Source organism: Knoellia sp. B-D-2 (assembly GCF_057714695.1).
In genome coordinates this window covers 1,278,030-1,301,779 of record NZ_CM173189.1, presented here as the reverse complement: position 1 = coordinate 1,301,779, position 23,750 = coordinate 1,278,030, and the positions used below count along the sequence as shown (strand labels likewise).

Sequence of the window (23,750 nt, the reverse complement as noted above, 5' to 3'; positions counted from 1 at the left end):
GGCAGCCGCCCACGCCACGGCCTGCCTAGGCTGTCGGGCATGAGCTCCGCCTCCGTCGAGACGCGCACCGCCTTCGGGCCGGTCGCCGTCGTCACCCTCGTCGGCCTGGTCGTCACCCTCGTCGCCGCCTCCTTCTCGGGAGTCCTCGCACCGCTCGTGCTCGACGACCCGGGGCCGGTCGTGCGGTGGGCGCTGCCCCTCGCGCGCGTCGTCAGCGACCTCGCCTCGGCAACGACCCTGGGGCTTCTGCTCCTCGCCGCCTTCCTCGTCCCGGAGCGGCGCAGCACCGACCGCCGGCGGCAGGCCTCGCGCCTCGCCGCGGTCACCGGGGTCATCTGGTTCGTCGCGGCCGGGCTCGGCACCTTCCTCACCTTCGCGTCCCTCGCGGGCCTGCGCCTCGGGGACCCGGAGCTGGCGCGGCAGTTCCTTACGTTCGTCTGGTCGCTCGAGGTGACCCGCGTGCTCTCCATCGCCACGGGGGTCGCCCTCGTCGTGACGACCGGGGCGCTGCTGGCCCGGTCGCGGGCGGCCTACGCGTGGCTGGCCGGGCTGGCGCTGGCCGGCATCGTCATCGTCGCGCTGACCGGCCACTCCGCAGGCAGCGCGAGCCACGAGGACGCGGTGAACTCGCTCGGGGTGCACCTCGTCGGGGTGACCGTGTGGGTCGGGGGCCTGCTGGCGATCGCCGTCATGCAGCCACGCATCGGCCCCGACCTCGGAGCCACCGTCCGGCGGTACTCCGTGCTCGCCGGGTGGGCCTACGCCGCGGTCGCGCTCACCGGCCTGCAGCAGGCGGTCATTCGCCTCGGCTCCCTCGATGGGATCGCCTCCGCCTACGGCGCCATGGTCCTGGCGAAGCTGCTCATCCTCGTCGCCCTCGGGTTCATGGGCTGGCAGCAGCGCCGCCGCGTCATCGCGAGCATCGAGCGCGACGGCAGCGGCTTCGCGCGGCTCGTCCTCGTCGAGCTCGCCCTCATGGCGGCCGCGTTCGGGCTCGGGGCCGTCCTCAGCAGGACGCCTCCGCCGGTACCCGACTCCGAGCTCGCGCCCAGCGCGGTGCTGTCGATCACGGGGTTCCCCGACCCCGGTCCCATGGCGGCGGCGGACTGGCTCACGGCCTGGCGGCCCAGCTGGCTGATGATCGCCATCGCCCTCGTGGCGAGCGGTCTGTATGCCGCGGGCGTGCTCCGTCTCCGTCGTCGCGGTGACGCGTGGCCGGCTCACCGCACCCTGCTCTGGACGCTGGGCTGGCTCGCCTTCGTCTGGGCGACGAGCGGAGCGCCCGACATCTGGGGCCGGGTCCAGTTCTCGGTGCACATGGTCATGCACATGGTCGTCGCGATGGTCGTGCCGCTGCTCCTCGTCCCCGCAGCGCCGCTCACCCTCGCGCTGCGCGCCCTGCCGGCCCGCCCCGACCGGACGTGGGGGCCGCGCGAGGTCATCCTCCAGGTCGTGCACTCCCGTGCGCTGCGGGTGCTCGCCAACCCGGTCGTGGCGGCCGTGCTCTTCTTCGCGAGCCTCGCGGCGTTCTACTGGTCACCGCTCTTCGAGCTCGCGCTCACCACGCACTCGGGCCACCTGCTCATGCTGGCCCACTTCTTCCTCACCGGGTACCTCTTCACCTGGGTCCTCATCGGCATCGACCCCGGACCGCCGAAGTGGTCGCCGGCCATCCTGCTCTTCATCCTCTTCGCGACGATCACCTTCCACGCCTTCTTCGGGGTCGCCCTCACCGGCACGACGTTCATCCTCGCCCCCGGCTTCTTCGAGCAGGTCAACCTGCCGTGGGGACCGCCGCTGCTCGCCGACCAGGAGCGGGCCGGCGAGATCGCGTGGGGCTTCGGTGAGGCGCCGACCCTCATCCTCGCGATCCTCGTCGCGCGCCAGTGGTTCCGCCGCGACCGGCAGGAGACGGTGCGGCTCGACCGCCAGGCCACCCGCGACGGCGACGCCGCCCTGCGGGCCTACAACGACCGGCTGGCGCAGCTCGGCCGGCAGGGCGAGCGGGGCGAGCGATGAGGATCGCCGTCGTCCAGGTGGCCTACGGCGACGACGAGCCGATGCCGGAGCGGGTCGAGCGGGTGTCCGCCCTCGTGCGCGAGTGCGCCGGCGGGACCAGCGCCGGCTCCCGGCCCGACGTCGTCGTCCTGCCCGAGCTCTGGGGACCCACCGGCTTCGCCTACCGCCGCTGGGAGGCCCTCGCCGAGCCCCTCGACGGGCCGTGGGTCCGGGCCATGACGGCGCTGGCCCGCGAGCTGTCGGTGACCCTGCACGCCGGGTCCTTCATCGAGCTCCTCGCCGAGGCCGGGGCCGACGGCCGTCGCCTCGCCAACACCTCGGTGCTGGTCACCGCGGGGGGTGAGCGGACGGCATACCGCAAGATCCACCGGTTCGGGTTCGGGTCCGGCGAGCCCAGGCTCCTCGAGGCCGGCACCGAGGTCGTCACCGCGCGCCTCGCCCCGGCGACCGGGGGAAGCACGACGGTCGGGCTGTCGACCTGCTACGACCTGCGCTTCCCGGAGCTCTACCGGCAGCAGGTCGACGCCGGGGCCGAGGTCTTCGTCGTGCCCGCCGCGTGGCCGGCCGTGCGGGTCGCGCACTGGACCCTGCTCGGTCGGGCGCGGGCGATCGAGGACCAGGCGTTCGTCGTGCAGTGCAACACCGCCGGGACGCACGCCCGTACCGAGATGGGCGGGCGCAGCCAGGTCGTGGCGCCGAACGGCGACGTGCTCGCCGAGGCCGGCAGCGGCGAGGAGGTCCTCGTCGTCGACGTCGACCTCTCGCTCGTCGCGAGCGCCCGGGAGGCCTTCCCGGTGCTGGGCGACCGCCGCCTCTGACCGGCCCGGCGGGCCATTTTTGTAGAAAGTTTGTCGAAGGTGCATCCCTGGCGGGGTCCGGGGACGAAGTAGGGGCATGGACGTGCCCCGCGTCCCCGTCGAAAGGGAGCCCCACCATGAAGCCTCGCAGGATCCTCTCCGTTGCCTCGGCCGCCGGTCTCGCCGGCATGCTGTTCGCCCCCGCGGCGTCGGCCGCATCCACCGGCATCACCACGCCGACCGGCACCCGCAGCCTCGCCGCGGTCCTCACGGCTGACGGCAACCGGTTCGACCGCAACTGGTCCGACTACGACATCGTCACCGAGGCCGTGCTCGCGGTGGTGTCGGCCAAGCCGACCAGCCCGGTCGGCCTGCTCGCCGACGGCTCCGTCCCCCTCACCGCGTTCATCCCCAACGACCGGGCCTTCCGCTCGCTCGTCGCCGACGTGGCCGGCACGCGACTCTCGTCCGAGAAGGCCGTGTTCGAGGCCGTGGCCGGACTCGGGATCGCCACCGTGGAGACCGTGCTGCTCTACCACGTCGTGCCCGGCGCGACCCTGACCTCGAAGCAGGCGGCAGCGGCGAACGGCGCCAGCCTCACGACCGCGCAGGGCGGCACCATCGGCGTGCGCGTCTACCGGAAGTACGTGCCAGTCATCGAGCTGCGCGACAAGGACACCAACGACGCCAACCCGTTCCTCAACCCGTTCGCGCTCAACATCAACAAGAACAACGCGCAGATCGCCCACGGCATCACCGCCGTGCTTCGGCCCGTCAACCTCTGACACACCACCTGACCAGGAGAACCACCATGCGACACACCCGACCACTCACCGTCCTCGCCGTCTCCGCCGGTCTCGCCGCCGCGCTCAGCGCTCCGGCCCAGGCCGCGGACGCCTCGGTCTCGATCCTGCACGGCGTCCCCGGCGCCACCGTCGACGTCTACGCCAACGGAGACGCGATCCTCGAGGACTTCGAGCCCGGCACGCTCACCGACCCGCTGACGCTGCCCGAGGGGTCGTACGACCTCAAGGTCACCGCTGCCGGTGCCGGCCCCGACGGCGCGGCGGTCATCGAGGCCAACGACGTCGCCGTTCCCGGCGGTGCCAACGTCACGGTCGTGGCCCACCTCAACGAGGGCGGCACCCCGGTGCTCACCCCCTTCGTCAACGACACCAAGGCAACCGCCGCCGGCCAGTCGCGCATCACCGTGCGCCACACGGCGGCGGCTCCCGCGGTGGACGTCCGCGCCAACGGTGAGGTCGTCTTCCCCGGACTGACCAGCCCGAAGGAGGCCAAGGCCGACCTGCCGGCCGGCACCGTCTCCGCCGACGTCGTCCTCGCGGGCACCGACACGGTCGCCATCGGTCCGGCCGACCTCGACCTCGCGGAGGGCACCAACACCATCGTCTACGCGTGGGGTTCGGCTGCCGACGACAACCTCAAGCTCGCCGTGCAGACCATCAGCGGCCTGCACAGCGCACCCAGTGGTGTCCCCAGCGGGTCCGGTGGGCAGTCCGCCACCACGCCGTGGACCCCGGTCGGTGTCGCCGGTGGCGCGGCCTTCCTCGTCGGTGCCGTCGCCTTCGCGGCGACCCGCCGTCGCCAGGACGTCCGCGCCTGACGTGAGGCTCACCATGAGCTCCGGAGCGGGGAGAGCGGTCACCGTCGCGGTGGCCGCGCTCCTCGCCGGCGTGCTCGCCCTCGTGGCATATGCCGCCCTGTCACCGCAGAGGCTCACCGACCCCGCCGAGGCGCGCGCGGCGCTCGACCTGCCCTCGTCGACGACGGGGACGGTAGGCCCGCGCACCGCGACGCCCTCGCCGAGCGGGTCCGCCCCCACCCGGTCGGCCAGCCCGTCCGGCACCCCGTCCGCCACGCCGTCGCCGACGCGGTCGCCGAGCCGCGCCCCGGCCGGGCGGTCCGCGGCCCCGACGCCGGCTCCCGCCGTGCCGACGCGGCCCCCCACTCCGCCCGCGAGCTTCCGGGTGGAGATCCCGTCCCTGGACGTCGTCCTCCCCGTCGTCCCCGTCGGGGTCGCGAAGGACGGCCAGATGGCCCTGCCGAAGGACCCCGACCTCGGCGGGTGGTACCGCTTCGGCCCGAGCCCGACCTCCACGAACGGCGCGAGCGTCATCTCCGCCCACGTCGACTCGCGCGACGAGGTCGGGCCGCTCGCCAAGCTGCCCCGGCTCGACGAGGGGGCGCAGATCGTCGTCACGGTCGACGGCGCCCGGGTCGTGTACGTCGTCGAACGGGTCGACCAGTACGCCAAGACCGCCCTGGACGTTGACGCCCTGTTCTCTCGCTCCGGCCCGGCCCGGCTGCACCTCGTGAGCTGTGGTGGCGAGTGGAACCCGAGGACCCGCCACTACGAGGACAACGTCGTGGCCATCGCCAGAAGGGCGAGCGTCACCGAGGGGGTCGCCTATCGTGAGCACCGTGGTGAGTGATGCGCCCTCGGGGACCAGTGACACCGAGCTCATGCGGCTCGTCGCCGACGACGACCGCGACGCCCTCGCCGAGGTCTACCGTCGCTTCGGCGGGCTCGTCCACACCATCGCGCTCAGGTCCGTCGGAGGACACCACGACGCGGAGGACATCACCCAGCAGGTGTTCGTCGCCCTGTGGCGCAGTCGCCGGTCGCTGGACCCCCGCTCCGGTTCGCTCGCGGGGTGGCTGGCCACGGTCACCCGCCGTCGATGCGCCGACCACCACGCCGCACGCGCACGGCGTGAGCGTCACGAGCAGGTGTTCACGGTCGCGGTCCCCGACGGCGCGGTCGGCAACCACCCCGAGGACGCGACCGACCGGGTCGTTCTCGCGCACGAGCTGGAGGCCCTGGGCGACCCCCGCGCCACGATCATCCGGATGGCGATCATCGAGGATCGTCGACAGCAGGACATCGCCCACGCTCTCGACCTGCCGCTCGGCACGGTCAAGAGCCACATCCGCCGCGGTCTCCTGGACCTGCGCACCCGCCTCGAGGAGGTGACCGCATGACCCCCACGACCCCTGCACCCGGGGACCCCGTCGCCGCCGGCGGCCACATCGACGACGACCGCCTCGTCGACCTCACCCTCGACGAGGAGCCGTCCCGGGTCGAGCGCACCCACTTCGCCGGGTGCTCGACCTGTCGCGACGGGCTCGCGGCGCTGCGCCGCACGGTCGAGCTGACGCGGGTCTCGGCCTCGATCGCGACCGTCGTCCCCGGCCCGGACGTGTGGTCCCGCATCGAGGCCGAGCTGGACGACGACTCCCGGGTCGACGAATCCCGCCGGACTGAGGTCGTGGTGCCCCTGCGCGCGAGCACGCCGGCCGGGCCGCGGCGTCGACGCCCGCAGCTCGGGTGGCTCGCGGCGGCCTGCGCCGCCGGCGTCGTCCTCGGCGCCGGGGGGATCCTCGCTGCGGACCGCCTGCGCGACCCGGCGTCCGACCCCGGTGCCACCGTGGCCACGGCCGAGCTCGACACGCTCGACACCGGGCAGCGCCTCGGGTCGGCGACGGTCAGCCGGCAGGACGACGGGGTCACGCTCGCCGTCTCCGCGCGCGACCTCGAGGCCGGTCCCGACGGCTACGTCGAGGTCTGGCTCATCAACCGTGACGGCAAGCGGCTGGTGTCGGTCGGGGTGATGCGCGAGGGCGCGCAGAGCGCCTCGTTCCCGATCTCGCAGCGGCTCCTCGACGAGGGCTACGTCGTCGTCGACATCTCGCGCGAGCAGTTCGACGACAAGCCGCAGCACTCCGGCGACAGCATCGTCCGCGGGTCCCTCACGACGCCGGCCTGAGGCCGGACTCGGGCTCAGCGGTCGAGGTCGGCGAACGGCCAGCCGTCGACCATGCCGGGCGTGCGGCCGGGCTCGATGTAGAACTCGCTGCCGAACCACTGGACGAACAGCTCCGGCGGCATCTGCAGCATCATCCCGACGTCGCTGGTCTGGCTGGCGTGGCAGGCCAGGGCCCCCCGCTTGGCCTCGATGTCGGCGGACACGTCGACGCGCCAGTGGATCCCGGCCTCCGGTGTACCGATCGGCTCGCCGTCCTCCATCGGCCGGTCCGGGTCCCAGCCCTCGTCGCCCTCACCCTCGCCCGCGTCCATCTGCTCCCGGTAGGCCGCGCGCAGGGCGTCCCGGTTCATCGTGTTCTCGAGCAGGCGGGGCCGCTGCGCCGCGAGGTCGGCGGCGCGGTGGGCGACCCGGTGGATCTTGACGTGGTCGGGGTGGCCGTAGCCCCCGTGCCAGTCGTACGCGACGAGGACGTCGGCGTCCTCCTCGTCGAGCACCTCGACCAGGCGCCCGGCTGCCTCGTCGAGGTCGGCGCCGTGGAACGCGCCGTCGTGGGCGTTCTGCTCCCACCCGTGCATGCCGGAGTCGTGGTAGCCGAGCCAGACGAGGCGCTCGGCGCCGGTCACCGCCGCTGACGCCTCGGCCTCGCCCCGCCGGAACGCGGCGACGGAGAGGCCGTCGGGGAGGTCCTCGGGTGCCGTGCCGAGCTCGCCGCCGGTGCCGTAGGCCACGACGACCCGGTGACCCTCACGCGCCAGGCGCGTCATCGTCCCCGAGGTGCCGGAGGCCTCGTCGTCGGGATGGGCGTGCAGGAAGACGATCGTGGCCATGGCACCCATCCTGCCGGTGACCGCCGACAGGCCGGGGGGAGGCACGTCGCGCGCCGCCGGTCATCCCTCGAGGATCGCCGCCATGGCGGTCCAGCCCCTGGTCCGAGCGTGCTCAAGGGCCGTGACCCCGTCCTTGTCGGCGATCGAGCGGTCGGCTCCGGCGTCGAGCAGGACTCGGACGGCCTCCTGGTGGGTCGCCCCGCCGTCGCCGAGGACCACCGCCTCCAGCAGCGCGGTCCAGCCGAGGTCGTTGACGTGGTCGATGTCGATGCCCGTGCGCGCCACCCGGCGAACGTAGTCGACGTGACCGCGCTCGCTCGCGGGGATGATCGAGACCCCGCCGTAGCGGTTCCGGATGGTGAGGTCCGGCCCGGCGGGCAGCAGCGCCTCGAGCATCGGCACGCTGCCCGTCACCCCGGTGACGAGCCACGGGGTGTCGTGCCGGTCGTCGAGCGCGTCCGGGGAGGCCCCCATCGCCACGAGCAGCCGGGCCACCTCGATCCGGTCCATCGTCGCCGCGAGCAGCAGTGCCGTGCGCGCCTGCTCGTCGCGCGCCTCGATGTCGGCCCCCGCCCGCAGGGCGACGGCCACCCCGTCGGCGTCCCCGGCCCCGGCCGCCTCGAGCAGCTCGGCGTCGGGGTCGGCGACACCGACGTCGTTGCCTGGCGTCATGAGAACCCTCTCCAGGGCGTCGTGGCCGCGCTCCCTCGCCATCTCCAGCGGGGTGAGCCGTTCGGACCCGGACCGGCGGTCCAGCTCGACCCTACCGGCGACGAGCGCGCGCACCGTGTCAACGTATGCCGGGGTGTCCTCGCCCAGCCACACCGCCTCGTGGATGGCCTGGTAGCCGATCCGGTTGACATGGTCCCGGTCGATGCCTGCCCGGAGCAGCTCACCGACCACGAGGGCGTGCCCGCGCTCGGCCGCCCGGATGAGGCCGGTCCCGTTCCAGCCGTCCCGGGCGTCGACCTCGGCGCCGCGATCCAGGGTCAGGCGGAGCAGCTCGAGCCGTCCCTCACTCGTCGCGATGAGGTAGGCCGACTGGCGGGTCGAGTCCTGCGCGTCGACGTCGGCCCCGCGGTCGAGGAGCGCCCGTGCGGCGGGCACGTCGTCGTCCCACGCCGCCCGGCGCAGCGCCTCGTCGAGCTCGTCCTGCCCTGGGAGCGGCGGCGGGTCGCTGTTCGTGCAGGCCGTGACGGCCGTGGCCGCCGTGAGGCAGAGCGCCGCAGCGACGAGCATCGACCCGAGCCTGCGCACCACGCCGGACCTCCCTCGCCGACCGCTCACCGACACCCCCAGTGTGGAGGATTCCTAGGATGGCCGGGTGACCGATCGCAGCGCTGCCGTCGCCGAGCTCGTCTCCTCCCTGCCGGAGGGGGTGGTGGCGACGGCACCCGCGGCGCTGGAGAAGTACCGGCAGGACTGGGCCCGGGACCCCGGTGCCGGGATGCCCTGTGCCGCCGTCCGTGCCGAGGCGGCCGACCACGTGCAGAGGGCGGTGCGCTGGGCGGCGAGACACGGCATACCCGTGGTTCCCCGTGGTGCGGGAACGGGACTCAGCGGCGGGGCGTCGGCCGTCGAGGGTGGCCTCGTCCTCAGCCTCGAGCGGATGACGGCCGTCGAGATCGACCCGGACGCGCGGTGCGCCGTCGTCGAGCCGGGCGCGTTCAACGCCGCGGTCAAGGCGGCGGCGGCCGAGCACGGCCTCTGGTACCCGCCGGACCCGTCGTCGTTCGAGATCTGCTCGATCGGCGGCAACATCGCGACCAACGCCGGCGGCCTGTGCTGCGTCAAGTACGGCGTGACGACCGACTACGTCCTCGGCCTCGACGTGGTCCTCGCCGACGGGCGGCTCATCACCCTCGGCGGCAAGCGGGTCAAGGACGTCGCCGGGCTCTCGCTCCTCAAGCTCTTCGTCGGCAGCGAGGGCACCCTCGGCATCGTCACCCGGGCCACGTTGAGGCTCGTGCCGGCCCAGCTCGCGCCCTCGACGCTCGTCGCGACGTTCGACTCGGTGCGGGGAGCGGCCGACGCCGTCGTCGCGATGGGCCGGGTCGTGCGCGCCTCGATGGTCGAGCTCATGGACAAGCCGACGGTCAACCAGGTCGAGGACTTCGCACCCATGGGCCTGGACCGCGACCGGGCCCTGCTCCTCGTGCAGTCGGACGCCCCGACGGGCGCGCGTGAGTCCGAGATGGACGTCATCGAGGCGTCCTGCCGGGACGCGGGTGCCGTCGACGTCTTCGTGACCCACGACCCGGTCGAGGGCGAGTCGTTCGTGCGGGCCCGCCGGCTCGCCTTCCCCGCAGCAGAGGCGTCCGGGTCGCTCCTCCTCGAGGACGTCGGCGTCGCCGTCCCCCAGCTGCCCGACCTCGTCGCGCGGGTGGAGGAGATCGGCCGCGAGCGGGGAGTCGACATCGTCTGCGTCGCCCACGCCGGGGACGGCAACACCCACCCAATCGTCATGTACGACGCGGCCGACCCGGACTCGACGGCGCGGGCCCGGGCGGCGTTCGAGGACATCCTCACCGCGGCCATCGCGCTGGACGGCACGATCACCGGCGAGCACGGGGTCGGCCGGCTCAAGCGCGATGCCCTCCCGGCGATGCTCGGCCCCGACGTCATGGAGGTCACCCGGCGGATCAAGGACGCTCTCGACCCCACCGGGCTCCTCAACCCGGGCGCTCTCCTCCCGCTCGAACGTGCAGGTCAGCGGTAGAGTCGGGCACCGATCCGGGATCCCTTCACCCGGACACGGCCACAAGGAGTGACCATGTACATCGGACTCGGAATCGTCCTCATCGTTATCGGCGCGATCCTCGCGTTCGTCCTGCAGGTGGACATCCCCGGCATGGACGACGGCATGCTCGGCTGGATCCTCATCGCCGCCGGCGTCCTCGCGATCCTGCTGTCCTTCGCCATGCGCGGACGCACCCGCCCCGCCGGCTACACCGCGACCCGCTCCACGCAGGTCGACCCCGTGTCGGGCTCGCGCGTGGACGAGACCCGCGTCGACCCGGACTCGCGTCTCTGACCCGACTGCGCGGCGCACGTCCGACACCCCGGTGACCACGGTCGCCGGGGTGTCGCGCGTCCCGGGGTGGCTCGCCGCCACCGCCTCGTGCCAGTGCGGTCCCACCCGTCCGAGGGATGTTGGGCCCCGGGGGCGAGGTCCTACGTTCGACAGGTGGCCGAGCTGAGCATGAACGACATCATCCACGCGGCGGTGCGTCGCGACCTTGCGCGGTTCGAGTCCGCCCTGCGGTCCTTCCCCGACGGCGACGGCAGCCGGGCGCGCCAGCTGCGTCGTGCGTGGGCGACGGTGGACCGGCAGCTGCACCACCACCACGAGAGCGAGGACGCCTACGTGTGGCCCTACGTCCGGAGCCTCGACGTGGCCGACCCGGCCCTGCTCGACGCGATGGAGAGCGAGCACCAGGCCATGGCAGCCGGACTCGACGCGGTCACGTCGGCCCTCGACGCGCTCGTCGCCGACCCGACGGCCGCGACGGCGCAGGCAGCGGCGGACGCCGTCGCCGAGACGGCCCGCGTGACCGGACGGCACCTCGAGCACGAGGAGAACGAGGTCATGCCGATCATCAACGAACGGCTCGAGACCCCCGAGTGGAAGGCCGTCGAACGGCAGCTGCGCAAGGGCAGTCCCGCGATGGCCGGCGAGCTCTTCGCCTGGCTCCAGGACGGGGCGGACCCGACGGTGCTGGACGCGCTGGGCCGCACCGTGCCCTCGCCGGTGCGCTTCGTGCTGGCCCGGGTCATCGGGCGCAGCTACGGGCGGGAGGTGGCCCCGGTCTGGCGCCGGGCCTCCTAGGACACCTCGTCGCCGAGGTCGGGCTCGGGCCCGAAGAGCCGGAGCTCCTGCGGCCACCCGCACGCCTGCGCCAGCCGGCCCGCCCACATCTTCGCGGTCTCGATGTCGGGCACGTCGATGACGGTGAACCCGCCGAGGTGCTCGGCCGTCTCGGCGAACGGCCCGTCGGTGATCCTCACCGTCCCGCTCGTCGCGTCGGCCGCGAACACCGGGCCGTGCTCCTCGAGCCCGCCGGCGAAGACGTAGACCCCGGCCTCCTTCATCTCGTCGATCGCGGCCATCGATGGCGCCACCCGGCCGAGGAACCACTCCTCCGAGTGCTCGCCGACCCACTGCTGGTTGAAGTAGATGAGGTACGTCGCCATGTCTCTCTCCTCGCGTCGTCGACCGGGCCCGCTGCCCATCCCACCCCGTTGACGGTCGAGCCGGGGCGGAATCGACACCATCCACGCGACACCTGCCCCGAACGCCGGTATGCCGGCCGCGCAGGTGCGCGGCCGGCATACCGGGTCGGTCTGGGCGGGCTGGGTCAGAACGCCGACTCGGGCACGTCCATGAGGTCGTTGTCCGTGGCCTCGGCCATCGCGCGCTCGGCGGCGAGGCGGGGGAGGACCTGGCGGGCGTAGAACTGGGCCGCCGCGACCTTGCCGGTGTAGAAGTCGCGGTCCTTCTCCGAAAGGGACGTCCCGGCCCCCTCCCCCTCGAGCGCGGCCAGCGCGACGTCGGCCTGGCGCAGCAGCAGCCATCCGACGACGAGGTCGCCGGCGGACAGGAGCAGCCGCGAGGTGTTCTGCCCGACCTTGTACAGGTTCCTGATGTCGGTGTCCCCGGCTGCATCTCCTCCGCGCGGGTCGGACTTCATCAGCTCGCCGACCATGTAGCCGAGGATCCCCTGGACGTTCTCGAGGGCCTCGCCGAGCAGCTCGCGCTCGCGGTCGATCTTCCCGCCGTGCGCGCCCAGGTCCTTGGCGAACTCCTGGACCTGCATGGAGATCGTCGTCAGCGCCTGCGCCTTGTCCTTGATGATCTTGCGGAAGAAGAAGTCGAGGCCCTGGATCGCGGTGGTGCCCTCGTAGAGGGTGTCGATCTTGGCGTCGCGGACGTACTGCTCGACCGGGTAGTCCTGGAGGAAGCCGGAGCCGCCGAAGGTCTGGAGTGACTCGGTGCCGAGCAGCACCCAGGCGCGCTCGGAGCCGAGGCCCTTGACGATCGGCAGCAGCAGGTCGTTGACCCGGTTGGCCAGCTCGGCCGGCGAGCCGTGCTCGAGCGCCTCGGACCCGGTGCGCAGCTGCTCGGCGTCGACGACGTCCTGCTGGCTCGCGGTGTAGTGGACGAGCGCGCGCAGGCCCTCGGCGTACGCCTTCTGCAGCATGAGCGAGCGGCGCACGTCGGGGTGGTGGGTGATCGTCACGCGCGGCGCGGCCTTGTCGGCCTGCTGGGTGAGGTCGGCCCCCTGGACGCGCTCCTTGGCGTACTCGAGCGCGTTGAGGTAGCCGGTCGACAGGGTGGCGATGGCCTTGGTGCCGACGAGCATGCGGGCGTTCTCGATGATCCGGAACATCTGGGCGATGCCGTCGTGGACGTCACCCAGCAGCGCTCCGACAGCGGGCTTCTCGCCGCCGAAGGTGAGCTCACAGGTCGTCGAGACCTTGAGGCCCATCTTCTTCTCGACGTTGGTGACGTAGACGCCGTTGCGCTCGCCGAGCTCACCGGTCTCGAGGTCCACCTCGAACTTGGACAGGACGAAGAGCGACAGGCCCTTGGTGCCGGGACCGGCGCCCTCGGGGCGGGCGAGGACGAAGTGGACGACGTTGTCGACCATGTCGGACTCGGCGCTGGTGATGAAGCGCTTGACCCCGGAGAGGGTCCAGGTGCCGTCCTCGTTCTGGGCGGCCTTGGTGCGACCGGCGCCCACGTCGGAGCCCGCGTCGGGCTCGGTGAGCACCATCGTGCAGTGCCAGTCCTTCTCGACGATCCAGTGCGCGAGCTTCTTCTGCTCGTCGTTGCCGAGGACGTAGAGCAGCTTGGCGAAGCCGTACGAGGCGTTGAACATCGCGACCGCCGGGTTGGCGCCGAGGACGAGCTCGTTGACCGACCACCGCAGGCTCGGCGGCGCGACGGTGCCGTCGAGCTCGGCGGGCAGGTCGATGCCCCAGAAGCCGCTGTCCCGGTAGGCCTTGTAGGACTTCGCGAACGACGCCGGCATCGTGACCTGCTGGGTCTGCGGGTCGTAGACCGGCGGGTTGCGGTCGGCGTCCTGGAACGAGTCGGCGAGCTCGTTCTCGGCCAGCCGCGCGACCTCCTTGAGCATTTCGCGCGCGGTGTCGACGTCGAGGTCCTCGTAGGGGCCGGAGCCCAGCACGTCACCGCGACCGAACACCTCGAAGAGGTTGAACTCGATGTCGCGCAGGTTGCTCTTGTAGTGGCCCATGCCCTCATGGTGCTACCGGTGAGTAGCATTCGGCAAGGTGGGTTGCGGCATTGTGACTGAGCGCACGCTTAGTGGTGTGGGTCACACGCTGTGGGACGCGGCACCCGCGGATCGACCTCGTCCTCAGGACGGATGCCGTGTGCCGTTCGTGCGGACGGGCGCGGCGGTGTGGTTCGCTGGCTCTCATGCGCGACCAGGAGAGCCAGACCTCGACCGATGCCGCGCCCGACGCGCTGGCCGAGGCCACGGCGGCGATCGAGCGCCACGAGCTCTGGGTGGCCCGCGACCTGCTCGCGGCGCACGTGCGCGAGGAGCGCGACCTCAAGGCCCTCCGGCTGCTCGGCGAGGTCCACCACGGCATGGGCGACCTGCCCGCGGCCGGCGCCGTGTGGTTCGGTGCGGGCGTCAAGGGGCCCGAGGTCGACACGGCCGTCCGGGCGTGGCGCGAGTCGCACGGCGACGACTTCGGGGCGATGTGGCGCTCGGTGCCGCGCTCGGTCCGTCAGGAGCCGCGTTCCAAGAAGGTCGAGGCCCTGCGAGCCAAGGCGCTCGAGGCGCGGTCCGCCGGTGAGAGCACCCCGGACCCGGCCGGGTCCGCCGCCTCGTCCGGCGGTGGCATCGACGCGGCCCAGATCATCGCGTGGGTCATCGCGGCGTTCGTCATCGTCTGCGCGGTCGTGGGGCTCGTCGAGATCCTGCGCTGGATGGTCCCGGGAGGCTGACCCGGGCGACGGCACCCGCCTGCGATCGCGGGGATTTCGCCAATCCGTTGAGTCGCGTACGGCAGCGGGAGCACACTCGGGGTTGAGCCTCGACACACCACGGCCGGGGTGGGACGGAGACCCGCATGGGCGTGACCGAGGACGGGGAAGGGCCGGGAGCGGCCCCTGCGCCGGCGGGTGCGGCCGCGGTCGACGAGCACCGCGAGACCCGCCGGCAGCTGGCAGCCACGAGCGAGATCCTCGCGATCCTCGCCGCGTCCTCGTCCGCGCCGGAGGACGTCTTCGGGGCGATCGTCGAGCGCGCGCGCGTTCTCTGCCACGCCGACGCCGCCCAGATCCACCTCATGCGCGGCGGCGTGTTCCGACTGACGCGCGCCGTCGGGCTGAGCGCGGAGCTCATCGACCTGTACGCGGTCGAGCCCACGCCGCTCGACCGGAACTCGCTCATCGGTCGAGTGGGCCTCGACCACACGACCCAGCAGATCCACGACGTGCTCGCCGACCCGGAGTACAACCGGCCCGCCTTCCAGCGAATCGGCGGCTACCGCACCATCCTCGGTGCGCCGATGATCGTCGACGGCGAGGTCGTCGGCGTGCTGTCGGTGTGGCGCACGACGGTCTCGCCCTTCGACGACCGGATCTGCACGCTGCTCACGACGTTCGCGGCGCAGGGGGCGCTGGCCGTCCGCAACGTCGAGCTCATGCGCACGCTCGAGGCGCGCTCGGCGGAGCTGGCGCGCCGGGTCGACCAGCTCGAGGCGCTGTCGGAGGTGGGCAACGCGGTCAGCTCGAGCCTGGACGCCGACGAGGTGCTGGCCACCATCGTCAACGTCGCCGTCGAGCTCTCCGGCACGAGCGGGGGCTCGCTCGTGGACCTCGACGAGGAGTCCGGTCTCTTCAGCGTCCGCACGGCCACCGGGACCAGCGCTGAAGTGCTGCAGGCGTTGCGGGACAGCAGGATCCACATCGACGAGACGCTCATCGGGCAGGCCTGTCGTGAGCGCGCGCCGATCCAGGTGGCGGACCTCGCGTCCCTGGAGTCCGACCTCGACCCGCACCTGTCCATCCTGTATGCCGCGGGCTGGCGTTCCGTGGTCGCCGTCCCGCTCATCCGGTCCGGGAAGATCGTGGGCGCGCTCGTCGTGCGCCGCAAGACGCCGGGGGAGTTCAGCGAGGAGACGTGCGAGCTGCTGGAGGCGTTCGCCAACCAGTCCGCGATCGCCCTGACGAACGCCCGCATCCACCGCCAGCTGGAGGTGCAGAGCGCCGAGCTCGCCGAGGCCAGCCGGCACAAGTCGGAGTTCCTCGCGAGCATGTCGCACGAGCTGCGGACCCCGCTCAACGCGGTCATCGGCTTCTCGGAGGTGCTGCTCGAGCGCATGTTCGGCGACCTCAACGAGCGTCAGGAGGACTACCTGCGCGACATCCTCACGTCGGGTCGCCACCTCCTCGACCTGCTCAACGACGTCCTGGACCTCAGCAAGGTCGAGGCAGGTCAGATGGTGCTCGAACGGACGGACTTCTCGATCGAGGACGCCATCTCCTACGCCCTGTCGATGGTGCGCGAGCGGGCCGTCGACCACCGCGTCGCCCTGCGGACCGAGCTGCCCCGGGACCTCGGACTGGTCAACGCCGACGAGCTGCGCATCAAGCAGGTGCTGCTCAACCTCCTCAGCAACGCCGTGAAGTTCACGCCGGACGGCGGCACCGTCGTCGTCACGGCCGCCCATCGTCACGACAGCCTCGAGGTCACCGTGTCCGACACCGGGGTCGGGATCGCCGCCGCCGACCAGGAACGGATCTTCGACTCCTTCCAGCAGGGCAGCCGCGCCGCCCGCAAGGTCGAGGGCACCGGCCTCGGACTCACCCTCACCCGGCGCATCGTCGAGCTGCACGGCGGACAGGTCTGGCTGCGCAGCGAGCTCGGGCACGGCAGCACCTTCGGGTTCACCGTGCCCCTCTTCCGGGCACGCTCCGAGACCGCCTCGACGTCGCGGGACCCCCGGGGGCGGGTCGAGCCGGAGGACGCGACGGGACCGGAGCTCCCGGACGAGCGTCCTCGCGCCGTCATCATCGAGGACGACCCGAGCTCGGCCGAGCTGCTCTCGCTGCACCTGGGTGCCGCCGGGCTGCGCACCAGGGTGGTGTCCGACGGGCTGACCGGGCTGCAGGCGGTGCGCGACGAGCGCCCGGACGTCGTCGTCCTCGACATCCACCTGCCGGAGATGGACGGCTGGGACGTCCTCACCGAGATCAAGAGCGACCCGCTCGTGGCGGGGACACCGGTCGTCGTGGTCTCGGTGCTGCCCGACCGCAGCCGGGGCATGGCGCTCGGCGCGTCGGACTACCTCGTCAAGCCGGTCGCCCGGGACGAGCTCGTCGAGGCGCTCCGGCGGCTGGGGCCGCTGCGCACCGAGGAGTCGGGGCGCCGGGTGGCCGTGCTCGTCGACGACGACCCCACCGCCCTGGAGCTCGCCCGGCTCGCGCTCGACCCGGCCGGGTGGACGCTGCTCACCTGCACCGAGGCCGAGCAGGTCTTCGCCCTCGTGCGGGAGTCGCGCCCCTCCGTCGTGCTCGTCGACCTGCTCATGCCCCAGATGGACGGCTTCGAGGTCATCGACCGGCTGCGCAGCGACCCGGTCAGCGCGTCGGTGCCGATCGTCGTCCTCACGTCCAAGACACTGACCCCCGCGGACCGTCGCACGCTCGAGGGCCGGATCGAGTTCGTCACCTCGAAGAACGCGGTGGACCTCGGGCTCCTCGCGAGCCGGCTCAGCGAGGTCACCGTGCCGCGGGGGACGACGGGAGGTGCCGGCGCATGAGCGAGGGCCGGGCGCCGGGCAGCGTCGTGCTCCTCGTCGAGGACAACGAGAAGAACCTCAAGCTCGCGCGCGACGTCCTCGAGTTCGCGGGCTTCACGGTGCTCGTCGCGACGTCCGGGGAGGAGGCGGTCGACCGGGCCCGTGCGGAACGGCCGGACATCGTCCTCATGGACCTCCAGCTGCCCGGGATCGACGGGCATGCCGCCCTGGCCCGGCTGCGGACCGACGAGCGGACGGCCGACATCCCGGTCGTCGCCCTCACGGCCTTCGCGATGCAGGCCGACCGCGACCGGGCCGAGGCAGCCGGGTTCGACGGGTACCTCGAGAAGCCGATCAGCGTGCGCCAGTTCCCGGACCAGGTCCGACTCCATCTCCGAACGGAGCAGCCATGACCGCCGATGCCCCGGAAGGGGTCGTGCTCGTCGTCGACGACCTCGAACCCAACCGCAAGCTCATGGATGCAGTGCTCTCGCCGCGGGGCTTCGTCGTGCAGATGGCGGAGTCCGGGGAGGACGCGCTGGCCCAGCTCGGGGAGGCGCTGCCGGACATCGTGCTCCTCGACATCCAGATGCCCGGGATCGACGGCTACGAGACGTGCCGCCGGATCCGCGCGGACGAGCGGACGGCATACCTGCCAGTCGTCATGGTGACCGCGTCGGGTGGTGAGCAGAAGGTGCGCGCCATCGAGTCCGGCGCGGACGACTTCGTCACCAAGCCTTTCGACCAGTCCGAGCTCCTCGCGCGGGTGCGCTCCCTCGTCCGGATCAAGCGATACCACGACACGATCGAGCAGCAGGCGGCCGAGCTCGCGGCGTGGAACCGCGAGCTCGAGGACAAGGTGGCCGCGCAGGTGGACGAGCTGCAGCGGGTCGGGCGGCTGCGCCGCTTCCTCTCGCCGCAGGTGGCCGGTCTCGTCGTCGAGAGCGGGGACGAGGGGTTCCTCACGAGCCACCGCGCCGAGATCACCGCGGCCTACTGCGACCTGCGGGGGTTCACCTCGTTCGCCGAGACAGCCGAGCCCGAGGAGGTGATGGCCGTGCTGCGCGAGTACCACGAGGCCCTCGGTGAGCTCGTCTTCCGCTTCGAGGGGACGCTCGAGCACTTCGCGGGCGACGGTCTCCTCGTCTTCTTCAACGACCCGATTCCGTGCCCGGACGCGCCGGCCCGGGCCGTGCGGATGGCCGTGGCGATGCGCGGGCGGATCGAGCAGCTGGCCGAGGGGTGGCGTCGGCACGGGTACGACCTCGGGTTCGGGGTGGGCATCGCGCAGGGTTACGCGACGCTCGGCCGGGTCGGGTTCGAGGGGCGGTACGACTACGCCGCGATCGGCACGGTGACGAACACGAGCGCCCGGCTGTCCGCGTTGGCGCAGGCGGGCCAGATCCTCATCACGCAGAAGGTCGCGGCCCGGGCCGGGGACGTGGCGGTGACCCGGCCGGTCGGGGCGCTCGAGCTGCGCGGGATCACCAAGCCGGTCGAGACCTTCGAGGTCCTCGGCCTCGACGCCGCGCGGAGTGCCTCGTGAGCGTCGACGACCGCCTCCGGGGCGCTGAGCCACGGCTCCTCGCGGACCTCGACGAGGCCGAGCGGAACGCGGCCTTCGACGTGCTCCAGTCGCGGCTGCCCGACGTGTGGCGGTCCGTGCGGCTCAACGAGGCCGACGAGTCGGTCGTCGTCGTGCCCTCGGTGTCGCTGGACCGCGTCAACGCCAGGGCGGGGGCGGTCAACCAGGCCATGGAGGAGCGCTACCTCTTCCTCCTCCTGCTGCTGCGGCAGCCGCGGCTGCGCATGGTCTACGTGACCTCGGGGCCGGTCGACCCGGCGATCGTCGAGTACTACCTGGCATTGCTGCCCGGTGTCATCCCGAGCCACGCGTGGTCGCGCCTGTCGATGGTCTCGGTCGGCGACCTCACACCGCGACCGCTCAGCGAGAAGCTCCTCGAGCGGCCACGGCTGCTCGCCGACATCGCCGCGCTCATCCCGAACCCGAGACGGTCGCACCTCGTGCCCTACACGACGACGACGCTGGAGCGGGACCTCGCGATCGAGCTGGGGATCCCGATGTTCGGCGCGGACCCCCGCCACCTCGTGCTCGGGACCAAGTCGGGGTGCCGGAAGCTCTTCGACGAGTCGGGTGTCTCGTACCCCGTGGGGTTCGAGGACCTCGGCTCGATCGACGACATCGTCGACGCACTGGCCCGGCTGCGGGAGCGGCGACGGGACGCGTCGGTCGCCATGGTCAAGCTCAACGAAGGCGTCTCCGGGGCCGGCAACGCCGTCGTCGACCTCGCCGGCCTGCCCGCTCCCGGGGCCGCCGACGAGCGGTCCGCCCTGCTCGAGCGGGTGCGGGTGATGGAGCTCGAGGGCCGCACGGTCACGCACGACCTGTACTTCGCCAAGTTCGAGGAGAAGGGCGGGATCGTCGAGGAGCGGATCGTCGGCGACGAGGTCCTCAGCCCGAGCGTGCAGCTGCGGGTCACCCCGCTCGGCGAGCTCGAGGTGCTCTCGACGCACGACCAGATCCTCGGCGGGGCCACGGGCCAGTCCTACCTCGGGTGCACGTTCCCCGCGGCCCCGGGGTATGCCGTGCTCATCACGCGGGAGGCGGAGGCGATCGGAAGGCGGTTGGCCGAGCTCGGGGTGCTGGGGCGTTTCGCCGTCGACTTCGTCGTGGTCCGCAACGGCGGCGCGTGGACGGCCCACGCCATCGAGGTCAACCTGCGCAAGGGCGGCACGACGCACCCGTTCCTCACCCTGCAGTTCCTCACCAACGGGCGCTACCACGGCGACACGGGGCTGTTCACGACGCCGATGGGGCGCGAGAAGCACCTCGTCGCGACGGACCACCTCGAGGACCCGAGCCTGCGCGGGCTGCGCGTCGGCGACCTCTTCGACGTCGTCGCGCGGACCGGGCTGCACTTCGACCCGGCTCGTGAGACCGGTGTCGTCTTCCACATGATCAGCTCGGTCACCGAGGCGGGCCGGGTCGGCATGACCGCGGTCGGCGACTCCGCGCAGCATGCTCGGGAGGTGTACGACCGGGCCGAGCGGATCCTCCTCGCCGAGGCGCTCGCGTCGGTCGCCCCGCGGCCCGTGCGGGCGTGAGCGGCGGTCCCGGCCGGGTGTGACGGCATACGCCCTGCCTGAAAGGGTGAGGCGTGCACACGATCGTCATCGGCGGCGGGATCATCGGCCTCACCACCGCGTACCACCTCGCTCGTGAGGGCCGCGCCGTCACCGTCGTGGACGCCCGCGCCATGGGGCAGGGCGCCTCGGACGTCAACGCCGGCTGGGTCGTGCCCGCCGTCGCCGGTCCGGTCCCCGCACCGGGCATGGTGCTGTCGTCGCTGAAGTGGATGCTCCGTGCGGACAGCCCGCTCCACATCCGGCCGTCGGTCCGGCCCGACTTCCTGCGCTTCATGCTGGGGATGTGGCGGCACTCCAACGCACGCGACCACCGCCGTGGGTTCGAGGCGCACCTCCGGCTGGCGCACGGAGCGATGGACGTGCTCGACGAGTACCGCGCCGACGGTCTCGACTTCGAGATGCACGGCGACGGTCTTCTCATGGCGTTCCTCGACGAGGCGGGTCTGTCGCACTATGCGGCGGAGCTCGACCTGCCGCGCCGCCACGGGCTGGAGCCGCGGGTCCTCGTCGGTGACGCGGTGCGAGAGCACGAACCGATGTTGTCCGACCGGGTGCGGGGCGGCATCCACTTCCCGCACGAGCGGTACCTGGACCCGGGCGCCCTCGTGGCGGCGCTCCGTGCCCGACTCGGCTCCCTGGGCGTGGAGCTCGTCGAGGACGCGCGGGTCGACGACGTCACGGTGAGCGGCGACCGGGTCACGGCGATCTCGTCGCGCGGGCGGCGCCTCGACGCGGACACCTTCGTGCTGGCCGCGGGGGCGTGGACCGGCGAGCTCTCCGCGCGCTTCGGCGAGCCGCTGCCGGTGCGCTCCGGCAAGGGCTACTGCCTCGACACGGCACCCCTGCCGCTGCGCAGCGCCGTCAACCTGTCCGAGGCCAAGGTTGCGGTGACGCCGCTGGACGGGCGCCTGCGGCTCGCCGGGACGATGGAGTTCGGCGGGCTGGACGAGGCCGTCAACGAGGTCCGGGTCGCGGCGATCCGCAGGGCCCCCGAGGCGTACTTCCGGGACTGGGAGCCGGTCCCGAGCGCGACCGTCGCGCGGGCCGGGATGCGCCCCATGACGCCGGACGGCCTGCCGATCATCGGCCGGCTCGGACGCCTGACGAACACCTTCGTCTCCACCGGGCACGGGATGCTCGGCGTCACCCTGGCCCCGGGCACGGCCGCCGCGCTGACGGAGCTGATCGTGCACGGCAGGGCCACGCCGGTGCTGGAGCCCTTCGCGTCAGCCCGCTTCCGCGGCCGCTGAGGTCCACACCGGTGGGGGTGGAGCCGGGTGGCAGAGTCGAAGGCGCGTCCGGCACGCGAGCAGGATCGCGTTCCTTCAGCGTGAGCGCGTCTTCCGATAATCTCCGGGGGACGACGGCCCGGCAGTGGTGCCGATCAGAGGACGGTCAGGCAAGGAGACCTCATGCACGTCGTCCTGGCGTGGTTCGCCGACCGATCAGCTGCGCCACCCGGCGTGTCCCAGGGATTGCGCCGCTTCGATGACGCCGTCTCTTCGCTGGTGCCGGACACCTATGAGCGACACGACGAGGGCGGCGGTGACTGGGGAGTTGTCGTGCTGCACCCGCCGGCAACAGAGAGTGCGTGGCGTTGGGACACCTTCGCCGCGAACGCCCGCGTCACGGCGATCTCACTGGGTGTCCCGGTGGGCGCCGATGTTGCGGGCGGCCCCATCGCGCTCGCCCAGCGACTCCTCAACGGGGACGATGTTCACGCCGACGTGGTTCCGCCCTTCGGGCTGATGGCCCTCGGCGATGCCGGATTCGCGCTACAGCAGGATTGGCTGGGCATGTGTCGCGTCTTCACTGGCGAGGCCGACGGTGTGACGGCGTTCTGCAGTCGCCCGACGTTGCTGGCGAATTTCCTCAGCACGACCGTGACGCCTCACGACGAGGGGTGGGGGTCATATGCCGTCTGCGGTCACTTCGGTGGTGACTCGTCCCCCGTGGACGGAGTTCGTCTCCTTGGACCTGGTGAACGAGTCACCGGTCGACAGCGCGCCAGCGGCGGGTGGGACCTGCGGTCTCACACTCGATTCTCGGCAGACGACCTCGTTCTGCGCGGAATCGGCGTGCGCGAGCGAGGATCCGAGGAGGCGATCGAACTTGCTGCTCAAGGATTGATCAGCGCAGCAACGGGTGTTCATGACCTGTATGGAGGACCGATCACTCTTGGCTTGTCGGGTGGCAAGGACTCCCGGCTGATCGCTGCGTCGTTCATCGCCGCGGGCCACACCCTCAAATTCAACACCAACGTGGACGAGCCGGCCGAGGGCGAGATCGCCACGATCCTGACGGACATTCTCCGAGATCAGAAGGGCCTGGAGCCTGAACATCAGCTGGTCCGTGCTGGTACCCAAGAGGCCGTGAACGACATCGGGCTGCGTGAACGGATTCGTCGGCTGCAGTTGTTGTACGACTACCAGTTCCCGTCCACCTTCGTGGTCCGCTGGCCCGGGCCCGAGCGGCTGCCGGCGGCGGAGCGCCCCTTGTCGTTGACCGGCGCGGGGGGAGAATTGGCCGTCGGGTACTGGTACCCGAGAACCCCCGATGGCGATGGGCGGGAGACCGCTGAAACGGCAGTTTTCGCCCATCTCTTTGCGGCAGTCAATCCCTCAGTGGTGGTCGAAAGCGCCCTCGCGCGGGAACACACGCGCATCGTCGCTCTCCTTGATCATGGCGAGACGCTGGGTCTTGAGGGTGTGGAGCTGGTCGACTACGTCTACCTCATGGAACGGTGCCGTCGCTGGTACACGTCGGCTTACTTCGTGGGGATGGTCACGCCGTTCCTCGCGCCAGGCTTCGTCGCTGCGTCGTTCGCGCTGTCGCCGGATCAGAAGCGCGCTCGTGTTCTTCACTCAGAGCTCCTGCAGCGCTTCATGCCCGAATGGACGGACGTGCCGTACTTCACTGGCAAGACGGCACGCTCGACCGCGGCGCGGATCTGGGACGGTGATGGTGTGGAGGTCCTGCACACGTTGCTCGACACCACTCATGGAGACCTCACTCACCTCCTGCGACGCGATGTCGTGGCCACCACGCTGGTCCGATGCGCGACCAGTCCAGGTACGGCCGCACAGGAAAAGACACTGCAGCAGTTCGCCTGTCTGGCGGCCGCCTCTCAGAACTTGGAGCCCCACGGTGTGAGCGCCGCTGCTCAACCGCTCGCGCACTTCCTGGCGGCCAACGCGCGACCGCCCGTTCCCACGTGGGTGTCGTCCATCGCCCCCCGCCTGCGATTCCTCAAGGCCACCCGTCTGGGCAACTGGATCTGGACTGCGGTGCGCACCAGGACGATGAGAGGTTCCCTCTGATCACCGATCGCGTTGCGCTGGACGAGCAGGCCGAGACGGTCTTCGACG

The 23,750-nt window shown here is 72.0% G+C and carries 21 protein-coding genes; 17 read left to right on the top strand and 4 right to left on the bottom strand.

Going from position 1 to position 23,750, the window contains the following annotated elements:
- Positions 1 to 39: 39 nt before the first annotated feature.
- From AC3EU2_RS06240 to AC3EU2_RS06210, 7 genes are all read left to right on the top strand, one after another.
- The gene (locus tag AC3EU2_RS06240; RefSeq protein WP_488178849.1) at positions 40 to 2,019 is read left to right on the top strand and encodes a bifunctional copper resistance protein CopD/cytochrome c oxidase assembly protein; all 1,980 of its coding nucleotides are present in this window, start codon (positions 40 to 42) and stop codon (positions 2,017 to 2,019) included.
- The gene (locus AC3EU2_RS06235; RefSeq protein ID WP_488178848.1) at positions 2,016 to 2,837 is read left to right on the top strand and encodes a carbon-nitrogen family hydrolase; all 822 of its coding nucleotides are present in this window, start codon (positions 2,016 to 2,018) and stop codon (positions 2,835 to 2,837) included. The genes AC3EU2_RS06240 and AC3EU2_RS06235 overlap by 4 nt, the downstream gene beginning before the upstream one ends.
- A 116-nt stretch (positions 2,838 to 2,953) precedes the next feature.
- Entirely contained in the window at positions 2,954 to 3,601 is a 648-nt protein-coding gene (locus AC3EU2_RS06230; protein ID WP_488178847.1) for a fasciclin domain-containing protein, read from the top strand.
- Between the two features lie 26 nt (positions 3,602 to 3,627).
- Positions 3,628 to 4,440: a DUF4397 domain-containing protein gene (locus AC3EU2_RS06225; protein ID WP_488178846.1), complete on the top strand. Its 813-nt coding sequence runs from the start codon at positions 3,628 to 3,630 to the stop codon at positions 4,438 to 4,440.
- 13 nt (positions 4,441 to 4,453) lie between these two features.
- Positions 4,454 to 5,269 (top strand): class F sortase, encoded by an 816-nt coding sequence (locus tag AC3EU2_RS06220; RefSeq protein ID WP_488178845.1) that lies wholly within the window; start codon positions 4,454 to 4,456, stop codon positions 5,267 to 5,269.
- Positions 5,262 to 5,819, top strand: a complete 558-nt coding sequence (locus tag AC3EU2_RS06215) for an RNA polymerase sigma factor (RefSeq protein WP_488178844.1) — start codon at positions 5,262 to 5,264, stop codon at positions 5,817 to 5,819. The genes AC3EU2_RS06220 and AC3EU2_RS06215 overlap by 8 nt, the downstream gene beginning before the upstream one ends.
- Entirely contained in the window at positions 5,816 to 6,604 is a 789-nt protein-coding gene (locus AC3EU2_RS06210) for an anti-sigma factor (protein WP_488178843.1), read from the top strand. Before AC3EU2_RS06215 ends, AC3EU2_RS06210 begins: the two co-directional genes overlap by 4 nt.
- Before the next feature lie 14 nt (positions 6,605 to 6,618).
- Here AC3EU2_RS06210 and AC3EU2_RS06205 read toward each other — a convergent pair whose 3' ends face one another.
- Both AC3EU2_RS06205 and AC3EU2_RS06200 read right to left on the bottom strand, forming a co-directional pair.
- Entirely contained in the window at positions 6,619 to 7,431 is an 813-nt protein-coding gene (locus AC3EU2_RS06205) for a PIG-L deacetylase family protein (protein ID WP_488178842.1), read from the bottom strand.
- A gap of 60 nt (positions 7,432 to 7,491) precedes the next feature.
- A complete protein-coding gene (locus tag AC3EU2_RS06200; protein WP_488178841.1) occupies positions 7,492 to 8,691 on the bottom strand; it encodes an ankyrin repeat domain-containing protein in 1,200 nt (399 codons plus the stop codon).
- Between the two features lie 64 nt (positions 8,692 to 8,755).
- Between AC3EU2_RS06200 and AC3EU2_RS06195 the strand changes: the two genes are divergently transcribed.
- From AC3EU2_RS06195 to AC3EU2_RS06185, 3 genes are all read left to right on the top strand, one after another.
- On the top strand, positions 8,756 to 10,150 hold the full coding sequence (locus AC3EU2_RS06195) for an FAD-binding oxidoreductase (RefSeq protein ID WP_488178840.1): 1,395 nt from the start codon (positions 8,756 to 8,758) through the stop codon (positions 10,148 to 10,150).
- A gap of 54 nt (positions 10,151 to 10,204) precedes the next feature.
- Entirely contained in the window at positions 10,205 to 10,465 is a 261-nt protein-coding gene (locus AC3EU2_RS06190) for a DUF6458 family protein (protein WP_436003299.1), read from the top strand.
- Positions 10,466 to 10,618: 153 nt separating this feature from the next.
- Positions 10,619 to 11,260 (top strand): hemerythrin domain-containing protein, encoded by a 642-nt coding sequence (locus AC3EU2_RS06185; RefSeq protein WP_488178839.1) that lies wholly within the window; start codon positions 10,619 to 10,621, stop codon positions 11,258 to 11,260.
- On the opposite strand, the gene AC3EU2_RS06180 is transcribed toward AC3EU2_RS06185, so the two are convergent.
- Positions 11,257 to 11,625, bottom strand: a complete 369-nt coding sequence (locus tag AC3EU2_RS06180; protein ID WP_488178838.1) for a YciI family protein — start codon at positions 11,623 to 11,625, stop codon at positions 11,257 to 11,259. The genes AC3EU2_RS06185 and AC3EU2_RS06180 overlap by 4 nt on opposite strands.
- Before the next feature lie 164 nt (positions 11,626 to 11,789).
- On the bottom strand, positions 11,790 to 13,691 hold the full coding sequence (locus tag AC3EU2_RS06175; RefSeq protein ID WP_488178837.1) for an acyl-CoA dehydrogenase: 1,902 nt from the start codon (positions 13,689 to 13,691) through the stop codon (positions 11,790 to 11,792).
- Between the two features lie 185 nt (positions 13,692 to 13,876).
- Between AC3EU2_RS06175 and AC3EU2_RS06170 the strand changes: the two genes are divergently transcribed.
- The 7 genes from AC3EU2_RS06170 to AC3EU2_RS06140 all read left to right on the top strand — a co-directional run bounded on the left by AC3EU2_RS06170 (position 13,877) and on the right by AC3EU2_RS06140 (position 23,702).
- Positions 13,877 to 14,413 (top strand): hypothetical protein, encoded by a 537-nt coding sequence (locus AC3EU2_RS06170; protein WP_488178836.1) that lies wholly within the window; start codon positions 13,877 to 13,879, stop codon positions 14,411 to 14,413.
- A 125-nt stretch (positions 14,414 to 14,538) separates the two neighbouring features.
- On the top strand, positions 14,539 to 17,235 hold the full coding sequence (locus AC3EU2_RS06165) for a response regulator (protein ID WP_488178835.1): 2,697 nt from the start codon (positions 14,539 to 14,541) through the stop codon (positions 17,233 to 17,235).
- The gene (locus AC3EU2_RS06160; RefSeq protein WP_488178834.1) at positions 17,232 to 17,627 is read left to right on the top strand and encodes a response regulator; all 396 of its coding nucleotides are present in this window, start codon (positions 17,232 to 17,234) and stop codon (positions 17,625 to 17,627) included. The genes AC3EU2_RS06165 and AC3EU2_RS06160 overlap by 4 nt, the downstream gene beginning before the upstream one ends.
- Positions 17,624 to 18,760, top strand: coding sequence for a response regulator (locus tag AC3EU2_RS06155; protein WP_488178833.1), 1,137 nt, complete (start codon positions 17,624 to 17,626; stop codon positions 18,758 to 18,760). The genes AC3EU2_RS06160 and AC3EU2_RS06155 overlap by 4 nt, the downstream gene beginning before the upstream one ends.
- Positions 18,757 to 20,340 (top strand): peptide ligase PGM1-related protein, encoded by a 1,584-nt coding sequence (locus tag AC3EU2_RS06150; protein ID WP_488178832.1) that lies wholly within the window; start codon positions 18,757 to 18,759, stop codon positions 20,338 to 20,340. Before AC3EU2_RS06155 ends, AC3EU2_RS06150 begins: the two co-directional genes overlap by 4 nt.
- Positions 20,341 to 20,393: 53 nt before the next feature.
- A complete protein-coding gene (locus tag AC3EU2_RS06145) occupies positions 20,394 to 21,632 on the top strand; it encodes an NAD(P)/FAD-dependent oxidoreductase (protein WP_488178831.1) in 1,239 nt (412 codons plus the stop codon).
- 162 nt (positions 21,633 to 21,794) lie between these two features.
- On the top strand, positions 21,795 to 23,702 hold the full coding sequence (locus tag AC3EU2_RS06140; protein WP_488178830.1) for a hypothetical protein: 1,908 nt from the start codon (positions 21,795 to 21,797) through the stop codon (positions 23,700 to 23,702).
- The last annotated feature ends 48 nt before the right edge of the window (positions 23,703 to 23,750 follow it).